Origin of the sequence: Methylobacterium pseudosasicola, from assembly GCF_900114535.1 — a bacterium.
Taxonomy (GTDB): domain Bacteria; phylum Pseudomonadota; class Alphaproteobacteria; order Rhizobiales; family Beijerinckiaceae; genus Methylobacterium; species Methylobacterium pseudosasicola.
This window is the reverse complement of sequence record NZ_FOTK01000027.1, coordinates 41,398-59,425: the sequence shown is the minus strand read 5'-3', so window position 1 is coordinate 59,425 and position 18,028 is coordinate 41,398. Positions and strand designations below refer to the sequence as shown.

Sequence of the window (18,028 nt, the reverse complement as noted above, 5' to 3'; positions counted from 1 at the left end):
CGGAGGGGCTGGATGACGATCGCGGCGACGGAGCCGATGCCCGCCTCGGGCGATCTGAGGCCGCTGTTCGGCGCCTACGGCATCGTGAAGCGCTTCGGGGCCTTCACCGCCAACGATCACATCGACCTCGAAATCCGGGCCGGCGAGATCCACGCCTTGCTCGGCGAGAACGGGGCCGGGAAATCCACACTGATGAAGATCCTCTACGGCCTCCTGGAGCCGACGGAGGGCGTCGTTACGCATCGTGGCGAAACGGTGAGGCTCGCCAACCCGGAGGCGGCCCGCCGGCTCGGCATCGGCATGGTGTTCCAGCACTTTTCCCTCTGCGAGAACCTGACGGTCGCCGAGAACATCGCCCTCGTGATGGGCAAGGGCCTCAGCCGCAGGGCGCTCGCCGACCGGATCGCGGCCCTCGGCCGGACCTATGGCCTGCACCTCGAACTGGATCGGCCGGTCTGGTCGCTGTCGGCGGGGGAGCGTCAGCGCATCGAGATCGTGCGCTGCCTGCTCCAGGACCCGAAGCTCGTCATCCTCGACGAGCCGACCTCGGTGCTCACCCCCGGCGAGGCCGAAATGCTGTTCGCGGTGCTGGAGCGCCTGCGGGATGAGGGCCGGGCGCTGCTCTACATCTCGCACCGGCTCGATGAGGTGCGCCGCCTCTGCGCCCGCGCCACGATCCTGCGCGGCGGCCGGGTCGTCGGCACCTGCGATCCGCGTGCGGAGAGTGCCGGCTCGCTCGCCGCCATGATGGTCGGCGAGCAGGTCCGCGCGCTGACACGCGCGGCTGCCCCCGCACAGTCAGTGCTGGCGGGGCCCGAGCGCCTGCGCCTCGACCGGCTGTCGCTGCCCGCTCCGGGCCTGCACGCCACCGGCCTGCGCGACATCTCGCTCGGTGTCCGCGGCGGCGAGATCTTCGGCATCGCCGGGATCGCGGGCAACGGCCAGTCGGAACTGTTCGCGGCGCTGTCGGGCGAGGCCCGAGCGCCAGAGGCTGGCGCCGTCTGCATCGACGGGACACCCGCCGGCCGCCTCGACATCAACGCGCGGCGGCGTCTCGGAGCCGCTTTCGTACCGGAGGAGCGCAACGGCCATGCCGCGGCGCCCGGCCTGAGCCTCTCGGAGAACGCGGTGCTCTCCCGATACGCGACCGCCTCGCTCACGCGCTTCGGACTCGTGCGCCGGGCGGCAGCGCGGGCGCTGGCGGCCCGGGTGATCGAGGCGTTCGATGTTCGCAAGGTCGGCCCGGACCCGGCCGCCGGCACCCTGTCGGGGGGCAACCTGCAGAAGTTCGTCGTCGGTCGCGAGATCCTGGCCGAGCCCGGGGTGCTCGTCGTCGATCAGCCGACCTGGGGCGTCGACGCGGCGGCGGCCGCGCGCATCCGCCAAGCGCTGATCGACCTCGCCGCGCGCGGGAGCGCCATCCTGGTGATCAGTCAGGATCTCGACGAACTGTTCGAGATCGCCGGCTCCATCGCGGTCCTCCAGGCCGGCACCCTGTCGCGGGCCGTGCCGCGTGCCGAGACCTCCCGCGAGGCGGTGGGCCTGCTGATGGGCGGCTCCGCCGGTCCGCCCCCGGGCGGCCATACGGTTGCCCCGCCCGGCCGCATCCGCGGAGGAGCAGCTCATGCAACGTAAGCACGCGCGGTAACCATGCGCCTCGACCTCGTGCCGCGCGTCGGCCGCTCGCCGCTCGCCGCCATCCTTGCGCCGGCCCTGGCTTTCCTCGCCTCCGTGCTGCTCGGCGGCGTGGCCGTGTCCCTGCTCGGCGTCTCGCCGGCAGCGGCCTTCTCGGCCTACTTCATCGCGCCGCTGTCCGAACTGTGGTCCCTCCAGGAGATCGCCCTGAAGGCTGCGCCGCTCGCCCTGATCGCGACCGGCCTGGCCTTCTGCTACCGGGCGAACCTGTGGAATATCGGTGCCGAAGGCCAGTTCGTGGTCGGGGGCCTAGCCGGCGGCTGCGTCGCCCTCGCTGCCCAAGGCAGCGCGGGCTTCACCCTGTGGATCCTGCCGACGATGCTGGTCGCCGGCACGCTCGCCGGCGTCGCCTACGCAATGATCCCGGCCGTGCTGAAGGTCCGGCTCGGCGTCTCTGAGATCCTGACCAGCCTGATGCTGGTCTACGTCGCGGAACTGCTCCTCGACTACATGGCCCGGGGGCCGTTGCGCGATCCGGCCGGATACAATTTCCCGCAGAGCGTCAGTTTCGATGCCGCCGCGCGCCTTCCCTACCTGATGGAAGGGGATACCCTGCATGCGGGCGTGCTCGTCGCCTTCGCTTCCGTCGTGCTGGCCACGATCGTCCTCGGGCGGACCCTGTTCGGGTTCGAGGTGCGGGTCGTCGGAGCGAGCCCGCGCGCCGCCCGGTTCGCCGGTTTCAGCGAGGGCCGCCTGACGCTCGCCGCCTTCGCGGTCTCGGGCGGGGCGGCAGGGCTGGCGGGGATCGCGGAAGTCGCGGGCAAGATCGGCCAGCTCCAGCCGACGATCTCGCCGGGCTACGGCTTCACAGCGATCATCGTCGCCTTTCTCGGCCGGCTCTCGCCCCCGGGCATCCTCGTCGCCGCCCTGGTGATCGCGCTCACGACGATCGGCGGCGAGGGCGCGCAGATCGACCTCAGGCTTCCCCTCGACCTGACGCGGGCCTTCCAGGGCCTGCTGCTGGCCTTCGTCCTGGGGGCGGACGTCCTCACCCGCTTCAAGGTCCGCCTCGTCCCGGGAGCGGCGCGATGACCCTCGACATGGTCCAGATGATCCTGGTCACGGTGCTGACGGCGGCGACCCCGCTGATCATCGCCGCGATCGGCGAACTGGTGGTCGAGCGCACGGGCGTGCTCAACCTCGGCGTCGAGGGCATGATGATCTGCGGGGCGGCCGTCGGCTTCGCCGCCGCGGTCGAGACCGGCTCGACACTCCTGGGCGCCCTGGCCGGCGCCGGAGCCGGACTGGGCCTGGCGGCTCTGTTCGGGCTGCTGACCGTCGGGCTCGCGGCCAACCAGGTCGCCTCGGGCCTTGCGCTCACGATCCTCGGCCTCGGCCTGTCGGGTCTCGTCGGTGCCCCGTATGTCGGCCTGAAGCGCGAGCCGGCCCCGCATCTCGATATTCCCGGCCTCAGCGACCTGCCGGGCATAGGCCGGTTGTTGTTCGGGCAGGACGCCTTCGTGTACGCGGGCCTGGCCCTGACCGTCGCCGTCTCGTGGTTCCTGTGGCGGACGCGGGGCGGCCTGATCCTGCGCGCGATCGGCGACGACCACACCGCGACCCACGCCCTCGGCCTGCCGGTGCGCAAGCTGCGCTTCCTGGCCGTGCTGTTCGGGGGGGCCTGTGCCGGGCTCGCCGGATCCTACCTCTCGCTGGCCTACACCCCGTTCTGGGCCCCGGCGATGACCGCGGGCCGCGGCTGGATCGCCCTGGCGCTCGTCGTCTTCGCCTCGTGGCGGCCGGCGCGGCTGGTGGCCGGGGCGATCCTGTTTGGAGGCGCCACGGTGCTGCAACTCCATGCTCAGGCGGCGAGCATCGGCCTGCCCGGACAAGCGCTCTCAGCGCTTCCCTACCTCGCGACGATCGTCGCCCTCGTCCTGCTGTCCCTCGGGCGGCGGCAGGGCGGCTCGCTCGCACCCGCCGCCCTGGGGCGCGACTTCACCCCGCACCGCTAGCGGTGCCGTCCACCGGAGAGGACACGAGCGACCATGCGACATTCCTTCTGCGCCGGCCTCGGTGCATTCCTGCTCCTGCTCGGCCCGGCACAGGCCGAGGGCAAGCTCAAGGTGGGCTTTGTCTATGTCGGGCCGGTGGCCGATTACGGCTACTCGTTCCAGCACGACCTGAGCCGCAAGGCGCTGGCCGAGGCCATGCCCGACAAGGTCGAGACCACCTACCTGGAGAACGTGCCCGAGGCCGACAGCGAGCGGGCGATCGAGAAACTCGCGCGGTCGGGCATGGGCCTGATCTTCACCACGTCGTTCGGCTTCATGGAGCCGACCCTGAAGGTCGCCAAGAAATTCCCGACGGTGAAGTTCGAGCACGCCACCGGTTACAAGCGCGCGGCCAACGTCTCGACCTACTCGGCCCGGTTCTATGAAGGCCGTTACGTCTGCGGGAAGATCGCGGCCAAGCTGTCGAAGACCGGGACGGTCGGCTACATCGCGTCCTTCCCGATCCCCGAGGTGGTGAGCGGGATCAACGCCTTCATGCTCGGCGCGCAGTCGATCAACCCGAACGTGAAGGTGAAGATCGTCTGGGTGAACACGTGGTTCGACCCGGGCAAGGAGGCCGAGGCCGCCAAGGCCCTGTTGGCGCAGGGCGCCGACATCCTGACCCAGCACACCGATTCAGCCGCCCCGCTGCAAGAGGCCGAGAAGCAGGGCAAGCTCGCGTTCGGGCAATCCTCCGACCAGTACCGCTTCGCCCCGAAGGCACAGCTCACGTCGATCGTCGACGATTGGAACGGCTACGTCATCAACGAGGCCAAGGCCGTGCTCGACGGCTCCTGGAAGAGCCACGACACCTGGGGCGGGATCAAGGACGGCCTCGTCGTGCTCGCGCCCTTCACCAACATGCCCGCCGACGTGAAGGCCATGGCCGAGGACACCGTGAAGGCGATCGCGACGGGCCGGACGCATCCCTTCGCCGGGCCGGTGACGAAGCAGGACGGGACCGTCGCGGTCAAGGACGGCGAGACCGCCTCCGACCCGATGATCCTCGGCATGAACTGGTACGTGAAGGGCATCGACGACAAGCTGCCCCAGTAGGGCGGCCGGTACGGCGGGTTGGCGCCGACCCAGACGCGGATCGGGCTCGGCGCCGTACGATGCGCGCGTCAGCGGCGTGTGGGCGCCTCGTTCGTGCTGGGCGGCGGCAGGGCGGGTTCCTCGATGGCGACCCCGCCGCGGTTCGGCGCCACCTCCACGGCATCACCCGACCGGATCGATTCGGCCTCGTTGCGCGGTCCGGCGAGGCCCTCCGTGCCGCCCGGCGCGGTGGATGGATCGCGCCCGGCCGGCGCACCGTAGGATTGCGCCGATGCGGCGCCGGCCGTGCCGAGAAGCCCGCAGAGAGCTAGTATGACCGTTGTTTTCTTTCGCATGGCCGCCTCGTTCCCGATGAATTCTGTAATCGGGACGAATGGCGCAGCCGCCCGCAGGTTCCGCGGTTTCAGCGGCGATGATGGGGATGCCTTCGGAAGAGGCGAAAACCGCGGCGGCGGACGCCGTGACCGCGCAGGCCGCCCGGAGCGGTGACGCGCGGCTGGCCGGCCGGTGGCGTCACGGTGCCCTGCGCCGCGGCACGTTGCGGGACGGCGGGCAGCCCGCCCTCGAATCCGGCGCCCAGGCCGAGCCACGCGCCCGCAGCCAGCAACGCGATCGCTCCCAGGCGGACAATCCGCATCCGGTCTGCTCCTGAAGTCTCGACGGGCCTTCCCGGCTTCGCCGCAAACCCTGTGCCGCAGGCCTCAACTCCCCCGATAGGTTTGAAAGCTCCACGGGGTCGCTGCCAGCGGCACGTGGTAATGCGCTTCCGGCTCCGCCACGCCGAAGCGCAGGGGCACCACGTCGAGAAAGGCCGGCCGCGGCAGGTCGATACCGAGCCGGCGGTGATAATCGCCGAGCGCGAAGCGAAGCTCGTAGACCGCGATCGGGACCGGGCGTCCGCTGATCAGCGGCGCGTCGGTGCGGCCATCGGCATTGGTGTGCGTCCGCGCGACGAGGGCGGTCTCCATCTCCGAGACGATCTCGACCAGCTCGAGGGCGACGCCGGCGGCCGGTTTGCCCAGCATCGTGTCGAGCACGTGGGTCGAGATCCGGCCGGTGGTCCCCAACGTGCCATCCCCCTCGACCAGGGCGCCGAGGCGGATGGCGGCGATGCGGAAGACCTCGGCCTGGGCCGTGCGGAACTCGGTCTCCGGATCGGAGGCGAGGCGGTCCTCGAAGGCGGCCATCAGCGAGGCGCGGCCGTGGCGTTTCACGCAGAGGATGAAGGGGATGCCGAAGCGGCTCCGGTAGGCGGCATTCATCGCCGCGAACCGCGCATATTCCGCATCCGAGAGCCGGTCCAGGCCGGCCGCCGCCTGCTCCGCGATCGAGTCCGGAGCGATGGCGCCGTCGCGGGCGGCGCGGCCGGCGAGCTCCGGATGGCCGGCGAGCAAGGCGTGGCGCATCGCCTCCGGCGCGGCTTCCACCGCCGCGCACATCGCCGCGTAGAGTGCGGCGACGGTGCCGAACGGGCGCCGGGCCGCGGCGGCCCGGGCGACCCAGGGCGCGTGCTCGAAGACCGCGCCCAGCGCCGCGACGAAGTCGGATTCCGGCATGCCGTCGAGATCTGCGAGAGAAAACGTCATCGCGCCCGCACCGCCCCAGTCCAGTATGACCGCGAAGCAGGCAATGAGCCAAGTACCAGCGATCGACCGGTCGTCACCGCCATGACGGGCGTTGAAAGGGAGGCGTGGCATATGGCTTGCGCATCTGAGGTTCTGGCGCATCGGGCCGCGATCCGGCTGCCGGTTCGCTGCGCCTCGGGAGAGTCTCCACGATGTCGAGCGCCATCCGGTCAGAGCCTTCTGCAGCCTCAGGTCCAGTCCCCCTCGGGCCGGCCACCGCCCCGGTGGGTCGGGTCGGCCCTCTCGCCCTCGGCCTCCTCGGCCTCCAGCACGTGCTGGTGATGTATGCGGGCGCGGTGGCGGTGCCGCTCATCGTCGGGCGGGCGCTGAAGCTGGCGCCGGAGCAGGTGGCGATGCTGGTGAGCGCCGACCTGTTCGCCGGCGGCCTCGCCACCCTGGTCCAGAGCTGGGGCCTGCCCGGGATCGGCGTCCGGATGCCGGTGATGATGGGCGTCACCTTCGCGGCGGTGACGCCGATGATCGCCATGGGGAGCAATCCCGAGATCGGGCTCGCCGGCATCTACGGCGCGGTGATCGCCGCGGGCCTGTTTGCGCTCCTCGTCGCGCCGCTGGTCGGGCGGCTGCTACCGCTGTTCCCGCCGGTGGTGACCGGCACCATCATCCTGGTGATCGGCATCTCGCTGATGCGGGTCGGCGTGAACTGGGCGGCCGGTGGGGTCGGAAACCCGGCCTACGGCGCGCCCGTCTACCTGGCCATCGCGGCCTTCGTCCTGTGCGTGATCCTGGCGATCACCCGATACGGCACCGGCTTCGTCAACTCGGCCTCGGTGCTGATCGGCATCATCGTCGGCATGGTCGTGGCCGGCTTCTTCGGGCTGGTCGATTTCAGCCACGTGGCGAGCGCGCCGTGGTTCGACGTGGTGCGCCCCTTCGCGTTCGGCTGGCCAAGCTTCGATCCCGTCTCGGTGGTCACGCTGAGCATCGTGATGATCGTCGTGATGATCGAGTCGACCGGCATGTTCCTCGCGCTCAGCGAGATCTGCGCCGATCCGGTCGACGAGGCGCGCCTGACCCGGGGCCTGCGCGGCGACGGCCTCGGCACGGTGATCGGCGGCATCTTCAACACCTTCCCGTACACCTCGTTCTCGCAGAATATCGGCCTCGTCGGGGTCACCGGCGTGCGCACACGCTACGTCGCGGTGGTCGGTGGGATCATCATGCTGGGCCTCGGGCTGGTTCCCAAGCTCGCCGCCTTGGTCGAGGCGGTGCCGCAATGCGTCCTCGGCGGCGCGGGGCTCGTGATGTTCGGCATGGTCGGGGCGACCGGCACGCGCATCCTCGGCGCCGTCGATTTCGCCAACAACCGCAACAACCTGTTTGTGGTCGCGGTCTCGGTGGGCTTCGGGATGATCCCCCTGGTGGCGCCGGGCTTCTTCCGGCAGATGCCCCAGGCGCTGCATCCGCTGCTCGAATCCGGCATCCTCCTCTGTGCGCTCTCGGCCGTGCTCCTGAACCTGTTCTTCAACGGGCTCGGCAGCACGGACGAGGCGCGTGAGGCCGCCATCCGCCAAGCCAAGACCGCCGAGGCGCATTGAGAAACGCCTTCGGCCTTTTCCCGGAGATCCCCATGGCCCTGACGGCATCGCGATACGGCAAAGGCCGGGTTCGGGTGATGCGCCTGACCCGCGACGGCGACCACCACGTCCCGCGCGAACTGACGCTCACCGTCTTGATGAAGGGCGGGTTCGACGCCGCCTGGACCGCAGGCGACAACCGGGCCTGCGTGGCCACCGACAGCGTGAAGAACATCGTCAACGTCACCGCGGCGAAGAACCTCTCGCTCGACAAGGAGGCGTTCGCCGAGGCCGTGGCCAAGGTCTTCCTCGACACCTATCCGCAAGTGGAGGAAATCTCGATCGAGGCCACGGAGACGCGCTGGCTGCGCCAGGAGATCGGTGGCGCCCCGCATGGCCACACCTTCATCCTCGACGGCAACGGCTTCGGCTATGTCGGGCTCGTGGCGAGCCGGGGCGGTTCGGTGCTGCGCTCCGGCCTGCGCGGATTCACGTTCATGAAGACCACGCAATCGGGTTGGGCCGATTTCGTTGACGACGCCTACCGGACCCTGCCGGACACGATCGACCGCATCGCCGCCACCAGCATGGACGCGACTTGGACATGGGCCCGTGAGCCGATCGACTACGCCGCTGCCAACGCCAAGATCCTGTCGCTCCTGATCGAGGTGTTCGGCACCACCTACAGCTACGGCGTCCAGGACAGCATGTACCGGATGGGCGAGGCGGCGCTGGCTGCCGTGCCGGAGCTCGACGAAATCGGCTTCGCGATGCCGAACAAGCACTACATCCCGATCAACCTGCAGCCCTTCGGCCTGGAGAACCCGGGTACCGTGTTCCTGCCCACAGACGAGCCGCACGGCCAGATCGAGGCAACGATCCGCCGGACGGGCTGAGGCGCCGCGCACGGTCCGCACATCGCCTTCCTGGATCTGCCCGACATCGGTGCGGAGATCGCCCGCGGCGGCCTCGGCTTCATGGCTCTTCGCGAGGCTGCTGCCGTCACCCTGATCGCCGCGCAGGTGCAGCGTGTCCGTTCCACGCTGCACCCGCCCGCACACTGCGTCGCCAGGCAGATTGAAAGCCTTCGACAAGCACAGCGTCTGCGATTGGCGGACGAGCCGACGCGTGCCTGCGAAAGAAGCGTGCCACCACGTCGATCGCAACGATCGTTTCGCTCCGATCAGCTAAATCACTGACAATTTGATTGTTTTCAACGACAATCCGGTCGCCTGCCTCGGGGCAGGCCTCCGGAGCACGCGTCGCATCGTGCGAAAGCGCACAAATAGCGGACAGACGTTGTTGTTTTTCTCGGCAGCGCTGCACAATTTTGACTCTACGGAAGGTGGGCAGCCCATGCCCGGCACCTTCGTCATCGGATCTTGAGTCATGACCACCCGCATCCTTCTCGGAGCCGCTCTCGGCCTCACGCTGTCCACCGCCGCGCTCGCGCAGAGCTACACTGCGCCCGCCGGGATCCCCGCCACCACCGCGCCGGGCGGCCTGGAAGGGCGCGCGGCCCTCCCCAATCTCATGAACGACCGCGGGCGCACGGTCGGCCTCGGTCAATCCTACGAGACCACGGACGATCTGGTCACCGGCGCCTTGCGCCGCCCGCATCGGAACTACACCGGCGGCGTGCGCTGAAGGCGGTCGCCGACGCGCAACGCGACGCAGACGAACACCGGTTGATCCCTTGACGGTAGCCGAGCCCGGTTTCGCTTGAGCGCTGCGCGGTGGGCCTGATGACCGGTCCGTTCGCAGGTCTCCTCGCAAGAAGGTGCCGCGCAGTTCAGAAACAGGACAGCTCAACGCCGCCCCATGCGCTCCCGCATGGGGCGGCGTTCGTTCATCTCGACCCCGTTCGGCTATAGGGCAGGTCTGCGATGAAGGCTTCCCGGTTGAATCACCGGTCAGAAGCAGCAACGCACGCGTGGCGCGCGATCGCGCACGACCCGACCGATTCTTGTGCGTCCGCATAGGTCGGCATCCATCCCTGTAGTAGCAATCGTTATGGCGAATGCTGAAAATATCGGCTTCACCGTCTGTCTAACGAGGTTCTAGATTGGCTCGCGTCATCGATCGGATGGCGTGAGCAAGCGGATGCCCGTGGCAGATCTTCCTTTCACGCGCAGGCGTCTTCTCGGCGCGGGCGCCGTCCTGGGGCTCGGCGTCGCCACGGGGTCCCGCGCACGCGCGGCCGGCGCCCTGACCGTCGGCGTCATCTATGTCGGCCCGAAAGACGATTACGGATACAATCAGGCGCATGCCCAGGCCGCGAAGGCGCTGAAGGGCCTGCCCGGTGTCGAGGTCACCGAGGAAGAACGCGTCCCGGAGACGAACGCCGTCGAGAAGACCATGGAAAGCATGATCAATCTCGACGGGGCGACGCTGCTGCTCCCGACATCCTTCGGCTATTACAGTCCTTATCTTCTCGCCGAGGCGAAGAAGAACCCGAAGATCCAGTTTCGCCATTGCGGCGGCCTCTGGACCGAGAAGGATCCCAAGAACGCCGGCTCCTACTTCGGCTACATCGCGCAGGGACAGTACCTGAACGGCATCGTGGCCGCCCATGCGTCGAAGTCGAAGAAGATCGGCTTCGTGGCGGCCAAGCCGATCCCGCAGGTGCTCAACAACGTCAACGCCTTCCTGCTCGGCGCACAGAGCGTCGACCCGGCGATAACCTGCCAGGTGATCTTCACCGGCGAGTGGTCGCTCGCGGTCAAGGAGGCGGAGGCGACCAACGCCCTGATCGACGGCGGCGCCGACGTCATCACCTGCCATGTCGACAGCCCAAAGGTGGTGGTCGAGACTGCCGCGCGCCGTGGCGCCTTCGTGTGCGGCTATCACGTCGACCAGTCGCCGCTGGCGCCCCAGAAATATCTCACCGGCGCCGAGTGGAACTGGCTGCCGATCTACAAGGGCTTCATCGAGGCGATGCAGGCCGGCAAGTCTCCCGAGAACTTCGTTCGCGGCGGCCTTGCCGACGGCTACGTCAAGATGAGCCCCTACGGGCCCGGCGTCAGCGACGCGGCCCGCAAGAACGCTGACGCTGTCAAGGCCGAGATGCTGAAGGGCGGCTACACGATCATCAAAGGCCCGCTCAAGGACAACGCCGGCAAGGAGGTCCTGCCGGCGGGCAAGGCCTACCCGGAGAAGGCGGCGGAACTCGAGAGCACGAACTACCTCGTCGCCGGGGTGAAGGGCTCGGTTTGAGGCGCGCTGGCACGGTTTCTGCCGGCCGTTCGGCGCCGACCTATCCGGAGGGCCCTGAGACGTGGTCGCGGACACAGCCCCATCAAGCCTGACCGTCGCGCCTTCGCGATCGTCGGCATTCCTCCGAATCCGCGCGTGGCTCGCACGCCGTTCGGAGGCCGTGGCGATCCCCGTCGGAGCCGCCGCGCTCGGCTTCCTCCTGTTCGGCCTGTTCCTCGCAGCGCTGGGCAAATCGCCCTTGCAACTCGTCGACATCGTCTGGCGCGGCGGGTTCGGCTCTTCCTTCGCCCTCGGCAACAGCTTGCAGCGGGCGGCGCCTCTGCTCTTCGCCGCGCTCTGCGTGGCCTTGCCCGCCCGGCTCGGCCTCGTGGTGATCGGCGGCGAGGGCGCGATCGTGCTGGGAGGCCTCGCCGCCGCCGCGGCGGCACAACCGCTGGCCGCGCTGCCCGCCCTGCTGGCGGTGCCGCTGATGGCCTGCGCCGCCGCCCTGGTCGGTGCCGTCTGGATCGGGTCGGTCGGCTGGCTCCAGGCTTATCGCGGGGTCAACGCCACGATCTCCAGCCTGCTCCTGTCGTACATCGCGCTCGCCCTCGCCAACCACCTGATCGAGGGGCCGCTGCGCGATCCGACCAGCCTCAACAAGCCCTCGACCCTGCCCGTGGACGACGCGTTCATGCTCGGGCCGATGCCGGTGATCGGCGTGCATTGGGGCCTCGGCTGCGGTGTGATCGCCTGCCTGATCGCCTACGGGCTGATGGACCGTACGACGCTGGGCTTCGCCGCGCGGATCGCGGGCGGCAACGTTCGCGCGGCCCAGATTCAGGGGTTGCCGGTCGGCCGGCTCATCGTTGGCTTCACCGCGCTGGGGGGCGCCTTCGCGGCGCTGGCGGGCTTCTTCGAGGTCGTGGCCGTCCAGGGCACCGCCAACGGCACCCTGGCCGCAGGCTATGGCTACACCGGCATCCTCGTCGCCTTCCTCGCCCGGCAGAACCCGATCGCGATCGTGCCGGTGGCCTTCCTGCTCGGCGGCATCGAGGCGTCTTCCGGGCTGATCCAGCGGCGGATGCAATTGCCCGACGCCACCGTGCTCGTGCTCGAAGGGCTGCTGTTCCTGATCGTGCTGATGAGCGAGACGCTCTACGGCCGGTTCAAGCTGTTCAACCCGCATCTCTGGGCCGAGAAGCGCGCGCCGGTGCCCTCCGCCGCGGTGCCGGCATGAGGCCCCCGCGATGAGTGACGATCTCGGCCTCTGGACGGTGCCGCTTGCGGTGATCGGCGGAGCGATCCGCGTCTCGACACCGTTCCTGTTCGTAAGCCTCGGCGAGACGATCACCGAGCGCTCAGGCCGGATCAACCTCGGACTGGAGGGGACGCTCGTCTTCGGCGCCATGGCGGCCTACGCCACCGCCGTGATGACGGGCTCGCCCTGGGCCGGTGTCGCGGTGGCCGGGCTCGCGGGCGGCCTGTTCGGCCTGCTGCACGGCTTCGTCTGCAAGTTCCCCCGGGTCAACGACGTCGCGATCGGCATCGCGCTGATGCTGTTCGGGTCGGGGCTCGCCTTCTTCCTCGGCAAGCCGTTCATCCAGCCCTCGGCCCCGCCGCTGCCGGCGATCAGTTTCGGTGGGTGGTCGGACCTGCCGCAGGTCCAGGCGGCGCTGCGCGTCAACGTGCTGTTCCTGATCGGCGCCGCGCTGTCCGTCGCCCTGTGGTGGGGGCTGCGCAACACGAGAGCCGGACTGGTCCTGCGCGTCGTCGGCGATAGCGCGGACGCGGCCCGCGCCATGGGCTACGACGTCGACCGTGTCCGGTTGCTGGCGACCGGCATCGGCGGCGTGCTCGCCGGCATCGGAGGGGCCTACCTCTCGCTCTACTATCCGGGATCCTGGAACGAGGGCGTCTCGTCCGGCCAGGGCCTGATGGCGGTGGCGCTGGTGATCTTCGCCCGCTGGAACCCGCTCGCCTGCTTCGGCGCGGCCCTGCTGTTCGGAGGGGCGGGTGCGCTCGGCCCCGCGCTGCAATCGGTCGGCGTCTCGCAGGGCTACTACCTGTTCTACGCCGCCCCCTACGTGCTCACCCTCGCCCTCTTAATCGCCACCTCCTCGCCCGACCGGGCGCTGGCCGGCGCCCCGGGCGAATTGTCCCTGTCGAAGTGAGGAACGTCGCGATGAACGGGCTCGGCGGACTGAACAAGTCTCCCAACGGCGTCGTGATCGGGCTCGTGCAGCTCCAACTGCCGCGGATCGCCACGAAGGCTGATCTCGCCGCCCAGACCGACCGCATCGTCGCCATGGTCGCCAAGGCGCGGAGCAACCTCGCGACAATGGACCTCGTCGTCTTCCCCGAATACGCCCTGCACGGCCTGTCGATGGACACCGATCCGGACATCCTGTGCCGTCTCGACGGTCCCGAGGTCGCGGCCTTCAAGCAGGCCTGCATCGACAACCGGATCTGGGGCTGCTTCTCCATCATGGAGGCCAACCCGAACGGCAGCCCGTTCAATTCCGGGCTGATCATCGACGATGCCGGCGCGGTGAAGCTCTATTACCGCAAGATGCATCCGTGGGTGCCGGTCGAGCCGTGGGAGCCCGGCGATATCGGCATCCCGGTCATCGAGGGTCCCAGAGGTGCCAAGATCGCCCTGATCATCTGCCACGACGGCATGTTCCCGGAAATGGCGCGCGAATGCGCCTACAAGGGCGCCGAGATCATGATCCGCACGGCAGGCTACACGGCGCCGATCCGCGAATCCTGGCGCTTCACCAACCAGTCGAACGCCTTCTGCAATCTGATGATCACCGCCAGCGTCTGCATGTGCGGCTCCGACGGTGCCTTCGACTCGATGGGCGAGGGCATGATCTGCAACTTCGACGGGTCCGTGATCGCCCACGGGACCACAGGTCGTGTCGACGAGATCATCACGGCGGAGGTGCGGCCCGACCTCGTGCGCGAGGCGCGCATCCACTGGGGCGTCGAGAACAACATCTACCAGCTCGGCCATCGCGGCTACACGGCCGTGAAGGGCGGCGCCCAGGACTGCCCCTACACCTATATGCACGACCTCGCCGCGGGCCGGTACGCGCTTCCCTGGGAGGACGCGGTGAAGGTCGTCGACGGCACGGGCTGCGGCTTTCCGGCGCCGACCCGCTCCTACGGCGCGGCGCAGACGCCGGCTTCGCGGGAGGCGGCGGAGTGAGCGGGGTCCCATGCCCTGGCGTGACCGCCGCCGGAACCTACGTGGCGGCCGAGCCCTATCCCTGGCCCTATGACGGCGACCTGCGCTCCGGGAACACGGCGTTGGTCATCATCGACATGCAGACCGACTTCTGCGGGCCGGGCGGCTATGTCGACGCCATGGGCTACGACCTCGCGCTCACCCGCGCTCCGATCGGCCCGATCGCGGATTTGCTCGCTGCGGCGCGGGCCCACGGCTACCACGTGATCCACACGCGCGAGGGCCACCGCCCGGACCTCGCGGACCTGCCCGCCAACAAGCGCTGGCGCTCGCGCCGGATCGGGGCCGGAATCGGCGATCCCGGCCCGTGCGGCCGGGTGCTGGTGCGCGGCGAGCCGGGCTGGGAGATCATCGCCGAGCTGGCGCCGCTACCCGGCGAGCCGGTCATCGACAAGCCCGGCAAGGGCTCGTTCTGTGCGACCGACCTGGAGCTGATCCTCAACCAGCGCGGCATCCGCAACCTGATCCTGACCGGCATCACCACCGACGTCTGCGTCCACACCACGATGCGCGAGGCCAACGACCGCGGCTTCGAATGCGTGATCGTCTCCGACGGCACAGCCGCCACGGATCGCAGCAACCACGAGGCGGCGCTGCGGATGGTGACGATGCAGGGCGGCGTCTTCGGAGCGGTCGCCGCCTCCGCGGCGATCCTCCAGGCGATGGGGTGAGCGCGATGGACACCACCACGCCCGGCGCCATCGGCGTCGAGACGATCGGCATGACGAAGCGTTTCGGCGCCTTCGCGGCCCTCGACGACGTGTCGATGAAGATCGAGGCCGGCGGCTTCCACGCCCTGCTCGGCGAGAACGGCGCCGGCAAGTCGACGCTGGTCAAATGCGTGATGGGCTTCTACGCGCCGACCGCCGGCAGCGTCCTGGTCGACGGGCGCGAGGCCGAGATCACCAACCCGAAGGGCGCACAGGCGCGCGGCCTGGGCATGGTCTACCAGCATTTCACGCTGGTGCCGTCTCTGACGGGGGCGGAGAACCTCGTGATCAGCCGCGCCGACGCGCCGGCGATCCTCGACTGGAAGGCCGAGCGCGCGGCGCTCTCGGCCTTCATGGCCGGGATGCCGTTCCGATTGAACCTCGACCGGCCGGTCGCGGAACTCGCCGCGGGCGAGAAACAGAAGCTCGAGATCGTCAAACAGCTCTATCTCAAGGCCCGCTTCCTGATCCTCGACGAGCCGACCTCGGTGCTCACCCCCGACGAGGCGGAGGAGGTGCTGGGGCTCCTGCGCGCCATGACCGACCGCGGCGCCCTCACCGTGCTGATGATCAGCCACAAGTTCCGGGAGGTCGAGACCTTCGCCCGCTCGCTGAGCGTCCTGCGCCGCGGCAGGCTGGTGGGCGGCGGCGCGGTCGGCGACCTCTCGCGCGACGACATGGCGGCGATGATGATCGGGGAGCGGGTCGTACGCCCGATCGCGGCCCGGATCGGCGAGCCGGACGCGAAGCGCGAGATCCTGCGCATCGAGGAACTCGACGCCACCGACGCCTCGGGCCTGCGCCGCATCGCAATCGCGGACCTGCGCGTCCGGGCGCGGGAGATCGTCGGCATCGCGGGCGTCTCCGGCAACGGCCAGAAGGAGCTCGCCGACGTGCTCGGCGGCCAGATCCGCGCCGCCGGCGGGCGCGTCGCGGTGGCCGGCGAACCCTATACCGGCCGGCGCGCGCAGAGCCGGGCGCGTCGCGTGCGCTTCATCCCGGAGGAGCCCCTGCGCAACGCCTGCGCCCCGCGGATGTCGGTCGCGGAGAATCTGGCTTTCCGCGCCTTCGACCGGCGTGGCGAGGACCCGTCCGGACCGCCGACCCTGTGGCTCGACCGGGGGGCGATGACCCGGCGCGCCAAGGATCTGATCGGGCGCTTCAAGGTGAAGACCGCTTCCTCCGAGGCGCCGATCGCGACCCTGTCAGGGGGCAACGTGCAGCGCGCTGTGCTCGCACGCGAGCTGACCGACCCGGTCGATCTGCTGATCGTGGTCAACCCCTGCTTCGGCCTCGATTTCGCGGCGGTGTCGGAGATTCGCACCCGGATCGTGGCCGCCCGCAACGCCGGCGCGGCGGTACTCCTGATCAGCGAAGACCTCGACGAGATTTTGGAACTGTCGGACCGGATCGTCGTGATGTCGGACGGGCGCTTGGTCTACGAGACGGCTGCCGCCACGGCCGAGATCGGCACGATCGGCCGGCACATGGCCGGTCACCATTGAGGCGCGCAGGGCGCCACCCGGCATTTCGACTTTCTCGAACGTTTTGATCTAGTCTTTTCGGGTTTTCGCGGGGTCGGGACGGGACCATCTTGACGGCATCGGATGACGGCGACGCGCCGTCACCCCACCGGATTGATGGAGCCCACCATGTCCCGCCTGCTCGCCGCCTCCGTCCTCGCCCTCACCCTCGCGGCCAACACGACCGCCCAGGCCCAGAGCTACACCGCTCCTGCCGGCATCCCCGCCGCCGCGGCCCCCGGGGGCGCCAGCGTCTCTGAGCCCAGCCGTGCCTGGACCGGAGGTGCGGCGATCGCCTCCGACAGGCTGACGACCGGGTCCGTGACCCGCAACGGCCGAGGGGCCGCCCGCCGCTGAGCCGATACGCCTCGCGCGACGAAGCCGGTTCCGGAGACGGGGCCGGCTTCGTCATGTCGGGCACGGGACTGGCGGTTCCCTTGCTTGTCGAGACCTCCGGAAAGGCGACGCGCGCGTCGTTCGAGGATTTCGACATGCACGGACCCGGGACGCCGACCCTCGATCAATTGCGCGTCTTCCTCACCGTGATCGAGTGCGGCAGCTTCGCGGCCGCCGGGCGGCGCCTGAACCGCGCGACCTCGGTGATCAGCTACGCGATCGCCAACCTCGAGCTCCAGCTCGGCCTGTCGCTCTTCGACCGTGCGGCGACGCGCAAGCCGCAACTCACCGAGGCCGGGCGCGCCGTGCTGGCCGAGGCGCGCACCGTCGCCCACGGCATCGATGCGTTGCGCGCGAAGGTCAGCGGCCTGCTGGGCGGCTTGGAGGCGGAGGTGCGCTTGGTCGTCAGTGTTCTGATGCCGGGCGCCCGGCTCGTGGACGCGCTCACCGCCTTCCAGGCGACGTTTCCCACCGTCTCGCTGCGCCTGAACGTCGAGGCCCTCGGCGCCGTCCAGCACCACATCGTCACCGGCAAGGCTGTGCTCGGCATCAGCGTCGAACTCTGGAACCGGGAGACCGATCCGCTGGAACGGATCCCGGTGGGCGACGTCGAGATGATCACGGTGGCGGCCCCGGCGCATCCCTTGGCGAAGGCCGGCGGGCATGTCCCGAGCGCCGCGCGGGACCATGTCCAGCTCGTGATCGCCGACCGTTCGCCGCTCTCCGAGGGCCAGGAATTCGGCGTGATCGCCGACCGCACGTGGAGGCTCTCGGATCTCAGCACCAAGCACACGCTGCTTCTGGCCGGGATCGGCTGGGGCAGCATGCCGGCACACATGGTCGAGGCGGACCTCGCGGCGGGGCGCCTCGTCGCGCTGCCGGTGCCTGACGCGAAGCATCGCCGGCTGCCGTTCACCGCGATCTACCGGAGCGATGATCCACCAGGCCCGGCCGGGCGCTGGCTGATCCACCGCTTCACCGAGCAGGCCGCGACAAACCCCGCCGCGGCGCGGCCGATCGCATTTTTGTAGCTGCCGATCCTGATC

General features: G+C 69.6%; 18 protein-coding genes. 16 read left to right on the top strand and 2 right to left on the bottom strand.

The features are described from left to right. Positions 1-12 precede the first annotated feature (12 nt). Genes BM228_RS22670 through BM228_RS22655 form a run of 4 tightly spaced genes read left to right on the top strand, consistent with a single transcriptional unit; the run spans position 13 to position 4,745 of the window. Positions 13-1,635, top strand: a complete 1,623-nt coding sequence (locus BM228_RS22670; protein WP_425284982.1) for an ABC transporter ATP-binding protein — start codon at positions 13-15, stop codon at positions 1,633-1,635. A 15-nt stretch (positions 1,636-1,650) separates the two neighbouring features. Then, the gene (locus BM228_RS22665; protein WP_092044159.1) at positions 1,651-2,727 is read left to right on the top strand and encodes an ABC transporter permease; all 1,077 of its coding nucleotides are present in this window, start codon (positions 1,651-1,653) and stop codon (positions 2,725-2,727) included. After that, positions 2,724-3,650, top strand: a complete 927-nt coding sequence (locus BM228_RS22660; protein WP_092044158.1) for an ABC transporter permease — start codon at positions 2,724-2,726, stop codon at positions 3,648-3,650. The genes BM228_RS22665 and BM228_RS22660 overlap by 4 nt, the downstream gene beginning before the upstream one ends. A 33-nt stretch (positions 3,651-3,683) precedes the next feature. After that, positions 3,684-4,745, top strand: a complete 1,062-nt coding sequence (locus tag BM228_RS22655; protein WP_092044156.1) for a BMP family ABC transporter substrate-binding protein — start codon at positions 3,684-3,686, stop codon at positions 4,743-4,745. A 68-nt stretch (positions 4,746-4,813) separates the two neighbouring features. On the opposite strand, the gene BM228_RS22650 is transcribed toward BM228_RS22655, so the two are convergent. Beyond that, entirely contained in the window at positions 4,814-5,080 is a 267-nt protein-coding gene (locus BM228_RS22650; protein ID WP_092044155.1) for a hypothetical protein, read from the bottom strand. An 86-nt stretch (positions 5,081-5,166) separates the two neighbouring features. Between BM228_RS22650 and BM228_RS34785 the strand changes: the two genes are divergently transcribed. Further along, positions 5,167-5,397, top strand: coding sequence for a hypothetical protein (locus tag BM228_RS34785; protein WP_092044154.1), 231 nt, complete (start codon positions 5,167-5,169; stop codon positions 5,395-5,397). Positions 5,398-5,446: 49 nt separating this feature from the next. On the opposite strand, the gene uraD is transcribed toward BM228_RS34785, so the two are convergent. Then, positions 5,447-6,331 (bottom strand): 2-oxo-4-hydroxy-4-carboxy-5-ureidoimidazoline decarboxylase, encoded by an 885-nt coding sequence (gene uraD / locus BM228_RS22640; RefSeq protein WP_092044152.1) that lies wholly within the window; start codon positions 6,329-6,331, stop codon positions 5,447-5,449. 191 nt (positions 6,332-6,522) lie between these two features. Between uraD and BM228_RS22635 the strand changes: the two genes are divergently transcribed. The 11 genes from BM228_RS22635 to BM228_RS22585 all read left to right on the top strand — a co-directional run bounded on the left by BM228_RS22635 (position 6,523) and on the right by BM228_RS22585 (position 18,013). Continuing rightward, on the top strand, positions 6,523-7,926 hold the full coding sequence (locus tag BM228_RS22635) for a nucleobase:cation symporter-2 family protein (RefSeq protein WP_092044151.1): 1,404 nt from the start codon (positions 6,523-6,525) through the stop codon (positions 7,924-7,926). A 32-nt stretch (positions 7,927-7,958) separates the two neighbouring features. Beyond that, positions 7,959-8,801 carry a factor-independent urate hydroxylase gene (pucL, locus tag BM228_RS22630; protein ID WP_092044149.1) on the top strand — a complete coding sequence of 281 codons (843 nt, stop codon included), beginning with the start codon at positions 7,959-7,961 and terminating at the stop codon, positions 8,799-8,801. A gap of 493 nt (positions 8,802-9,294) precedes the next feature. After that, positions 9,295-9,552, top strand: coding sequence for a hypothetical protein (locus BM228_RS22625; RefSeq protein ID WP_092044148.1), 258 nt, complete (start codon positions 9,295-9,297; stop codon positions 9,550-9,552). Between the two features lie 456 nt (positions 9,553-10,008). Then, complete coding sequence (locus BM228_RS22620) at positions 10,009-11,121, top strand: BMP family ABC transporter substrate-binding protein (protein ID WP_092044199.1); 1,113 nt, start codon at positions 10,009-10,011, stop codon at positions 11,119-11,121. Positions 11,122-11,182: 61 nt separating this feature from the next. Beyond that, a complete protein-coding gene (locus tag BM228_RS22615; protein ID WP_092044146.1) occupies positions 11,183-12,340 on the top strand; it encodes an ABC transporter permease in 1,158 nt (385 codons plus the stop codon). Between the two features lie 10 nt (positions 12,341-12,350). Next, positions 12,351-13,274, top strand: a complete 924-nt coding sequence (locus BM228_RS22610; RefSeq protein WP_092044145.1) for an ABC transporter permease — start codon at positions 12,351-12,353, stop codon at positions 13,272-13,274. An 11-nt stretch (positions 13,275-13,285) separates the two neighbouring features. Beyond that, on the top strand, positions 13,286-14,314 hold the full coding sequence (locus BM228_RS22605) for a formamidase (RefSeq protein WP_092044143.1): 1,029 nt from the start codon (positions 13,286-13,288) through the stop codon (positions 14,312-14,314). Positions 14,315-14,334: 20 nt separating this feature from the next. Continuing rightward, on the top strand, positions 14,335-15,024 hold the full coding sequence (gene biuH / locus BM228_RS22600; protein ID WP_092044142.1) for a biuret amidohydrolase: 690 nt from the start codon (positions 14,335-14,337) through the stop codon (positions 15,022-15,024). Positions 15,025-15,029: 5 nt separating this feature from the next. Further along, positions 15,030-16,568 carry an ABC transporter ATP-binding protein gene (locus tag BM228_RS22595; protein ID WP_092044140.1) on the top strand — a complete coding sequence of 513 codons (1,539 nt, stop codon included), beginning with the start codon at positions 15,030-15,032 and terminating at the stop codon, positions 16,566-16,568. Between the two features lie 147 nt (positions 16,569-16,715). Beyond that, positions 16,716-16,943: a hypothetical protein gene (locus BM228_RS22590; RefSeq protein WP_139234166.1), complete on the top strand. Its 228-nt coding sequence runs from the start codon at positions 16,716-16,718 to the stop codon at positions 16,941-16,943. Positions 16,944-17,077: 134 nt separating this feature from the next. Continuing rightward, positions 17,078-18,013, top strand: a complete 936-nt coding sequence (locus BM228_RS22585) for a LysR family transcriptional regulator (protein WP_092044198.1) — start codon at positions 17,078-17,080, stop codon at positions 18,011-18,013. Positions 18,014-18,028: the final 15 nt, after the last annotated feature.

Bases quoted from the DNA above. Each gene is read 5' to 3' on its own strand.
- BM228_RS22670 (WP_425284982.1), top strand. From the start codon at position 13: ATGACGATCGCGGCGACGGAGCCGATGCCCGCCTCGGGCGATCTGAGG.
- BM228_RS22665 (WP_092044159.1), top strand. From the start codon at position 1,651: ATGCGCCTCGACCTCGTGCCGCGCGTCGGCCGCTCGCCGCTCGCCGCC.
- BM228_RS22660 (WP_092044158.1), top strand. From the start codon at position 2,724: ATGACCCTCGACATGGTCCAGATGATCCTGGTCACGGTGCTGACGGCG.
- BM228_RS22655 (WP_092044156.1), top strand. From the start codon at position 3,684: ATGCGACATTCCTTCTGCGCCGGCCTCGGTGCATTCCTGCTCCTGCTC.
- BM228_RS22650 (WP_092044155.1), bottom strand. From the start codon at position 5,080: ATGCGAAAGAAAACAACGGTCATACTAGCTCTCTGCGGGCTTCTCGGC.
- BM228_RS34785 (WP_092044154.1), top strand. From the start codon at position 5,167: ATGCCTTCGGAAGAGGCGAAAACCGCGGCGGCGGACGCCGTGACCGCG.
- uraD (WP_092044152.1), bottom strand. From the start codon at position 6,331: ATGACGTTTTCTCTCGCAGATCTCGACGGCATGCCGGAATCCGACTTC.
- BM228_RS22635 (WP_092044151.1), top strand. From the start codon at position 6,523: ATGTCGAGCGCCATCCGGTCAGAGCCTTCTGCAGCCTCAGGTCCAGTC.
- pucL (WP_092044149.1), top strand. From the start codon at position 7,959: ATGGCCCTGACGGCATCGCGATACGGCAAAGGCCGGGTTCGGGTGATG.
- BM228_RS22625 (WP_092044148.1), top strand. From the start codon at position 9,295: ATGACCACCCGCATCCTTCTCGGAGCCGCTCTCGGCCTCACGCTGTCC.
- BM228_RS22620 (WP_092044199.1), top strand. From the start codon at position 10,009: ATGCCCGTGGCAGATCTTCCTTTCACGCGCAGGCGTCTTCTCGGCGCG.
- BM228_RS22610 (WP_092044145.1), top strand. From the start codon at position 12,351: ATGAGTGACGATCTCGGCCTCTGGACGGTGCCGCTTGCGGTGATCGGC.
- BM228_RS22605 (WP_092044143.1), top strand. From the start codon at position 13,286: ATGAACGGGCTCGGCGGACTGAACAAGTCTCCCAACGGCGTCGTGATC.
- BM228_RS22595 (WP_092044140.1), top strand. From the start codon at position 15,030: ATGGACACCACCACGCCCGGCGCCATCGGCGTCGAGACGATCGGCATG.
- BM228_RS22590 (WP_139234166.1), top strand. From the start codon at position 16,716: ATGTCCCGCCTGCTCGCCGCCTCCGTCCTCGCCCTCACCCTCGCGGCC.
- BM228_RS22585 (WP_092044198.1), top strand. From the start codon at position 17,078: ATGCACGGACCCGGGACGCCGACCCTCGATCAATTGCGCGTCTTCCTC.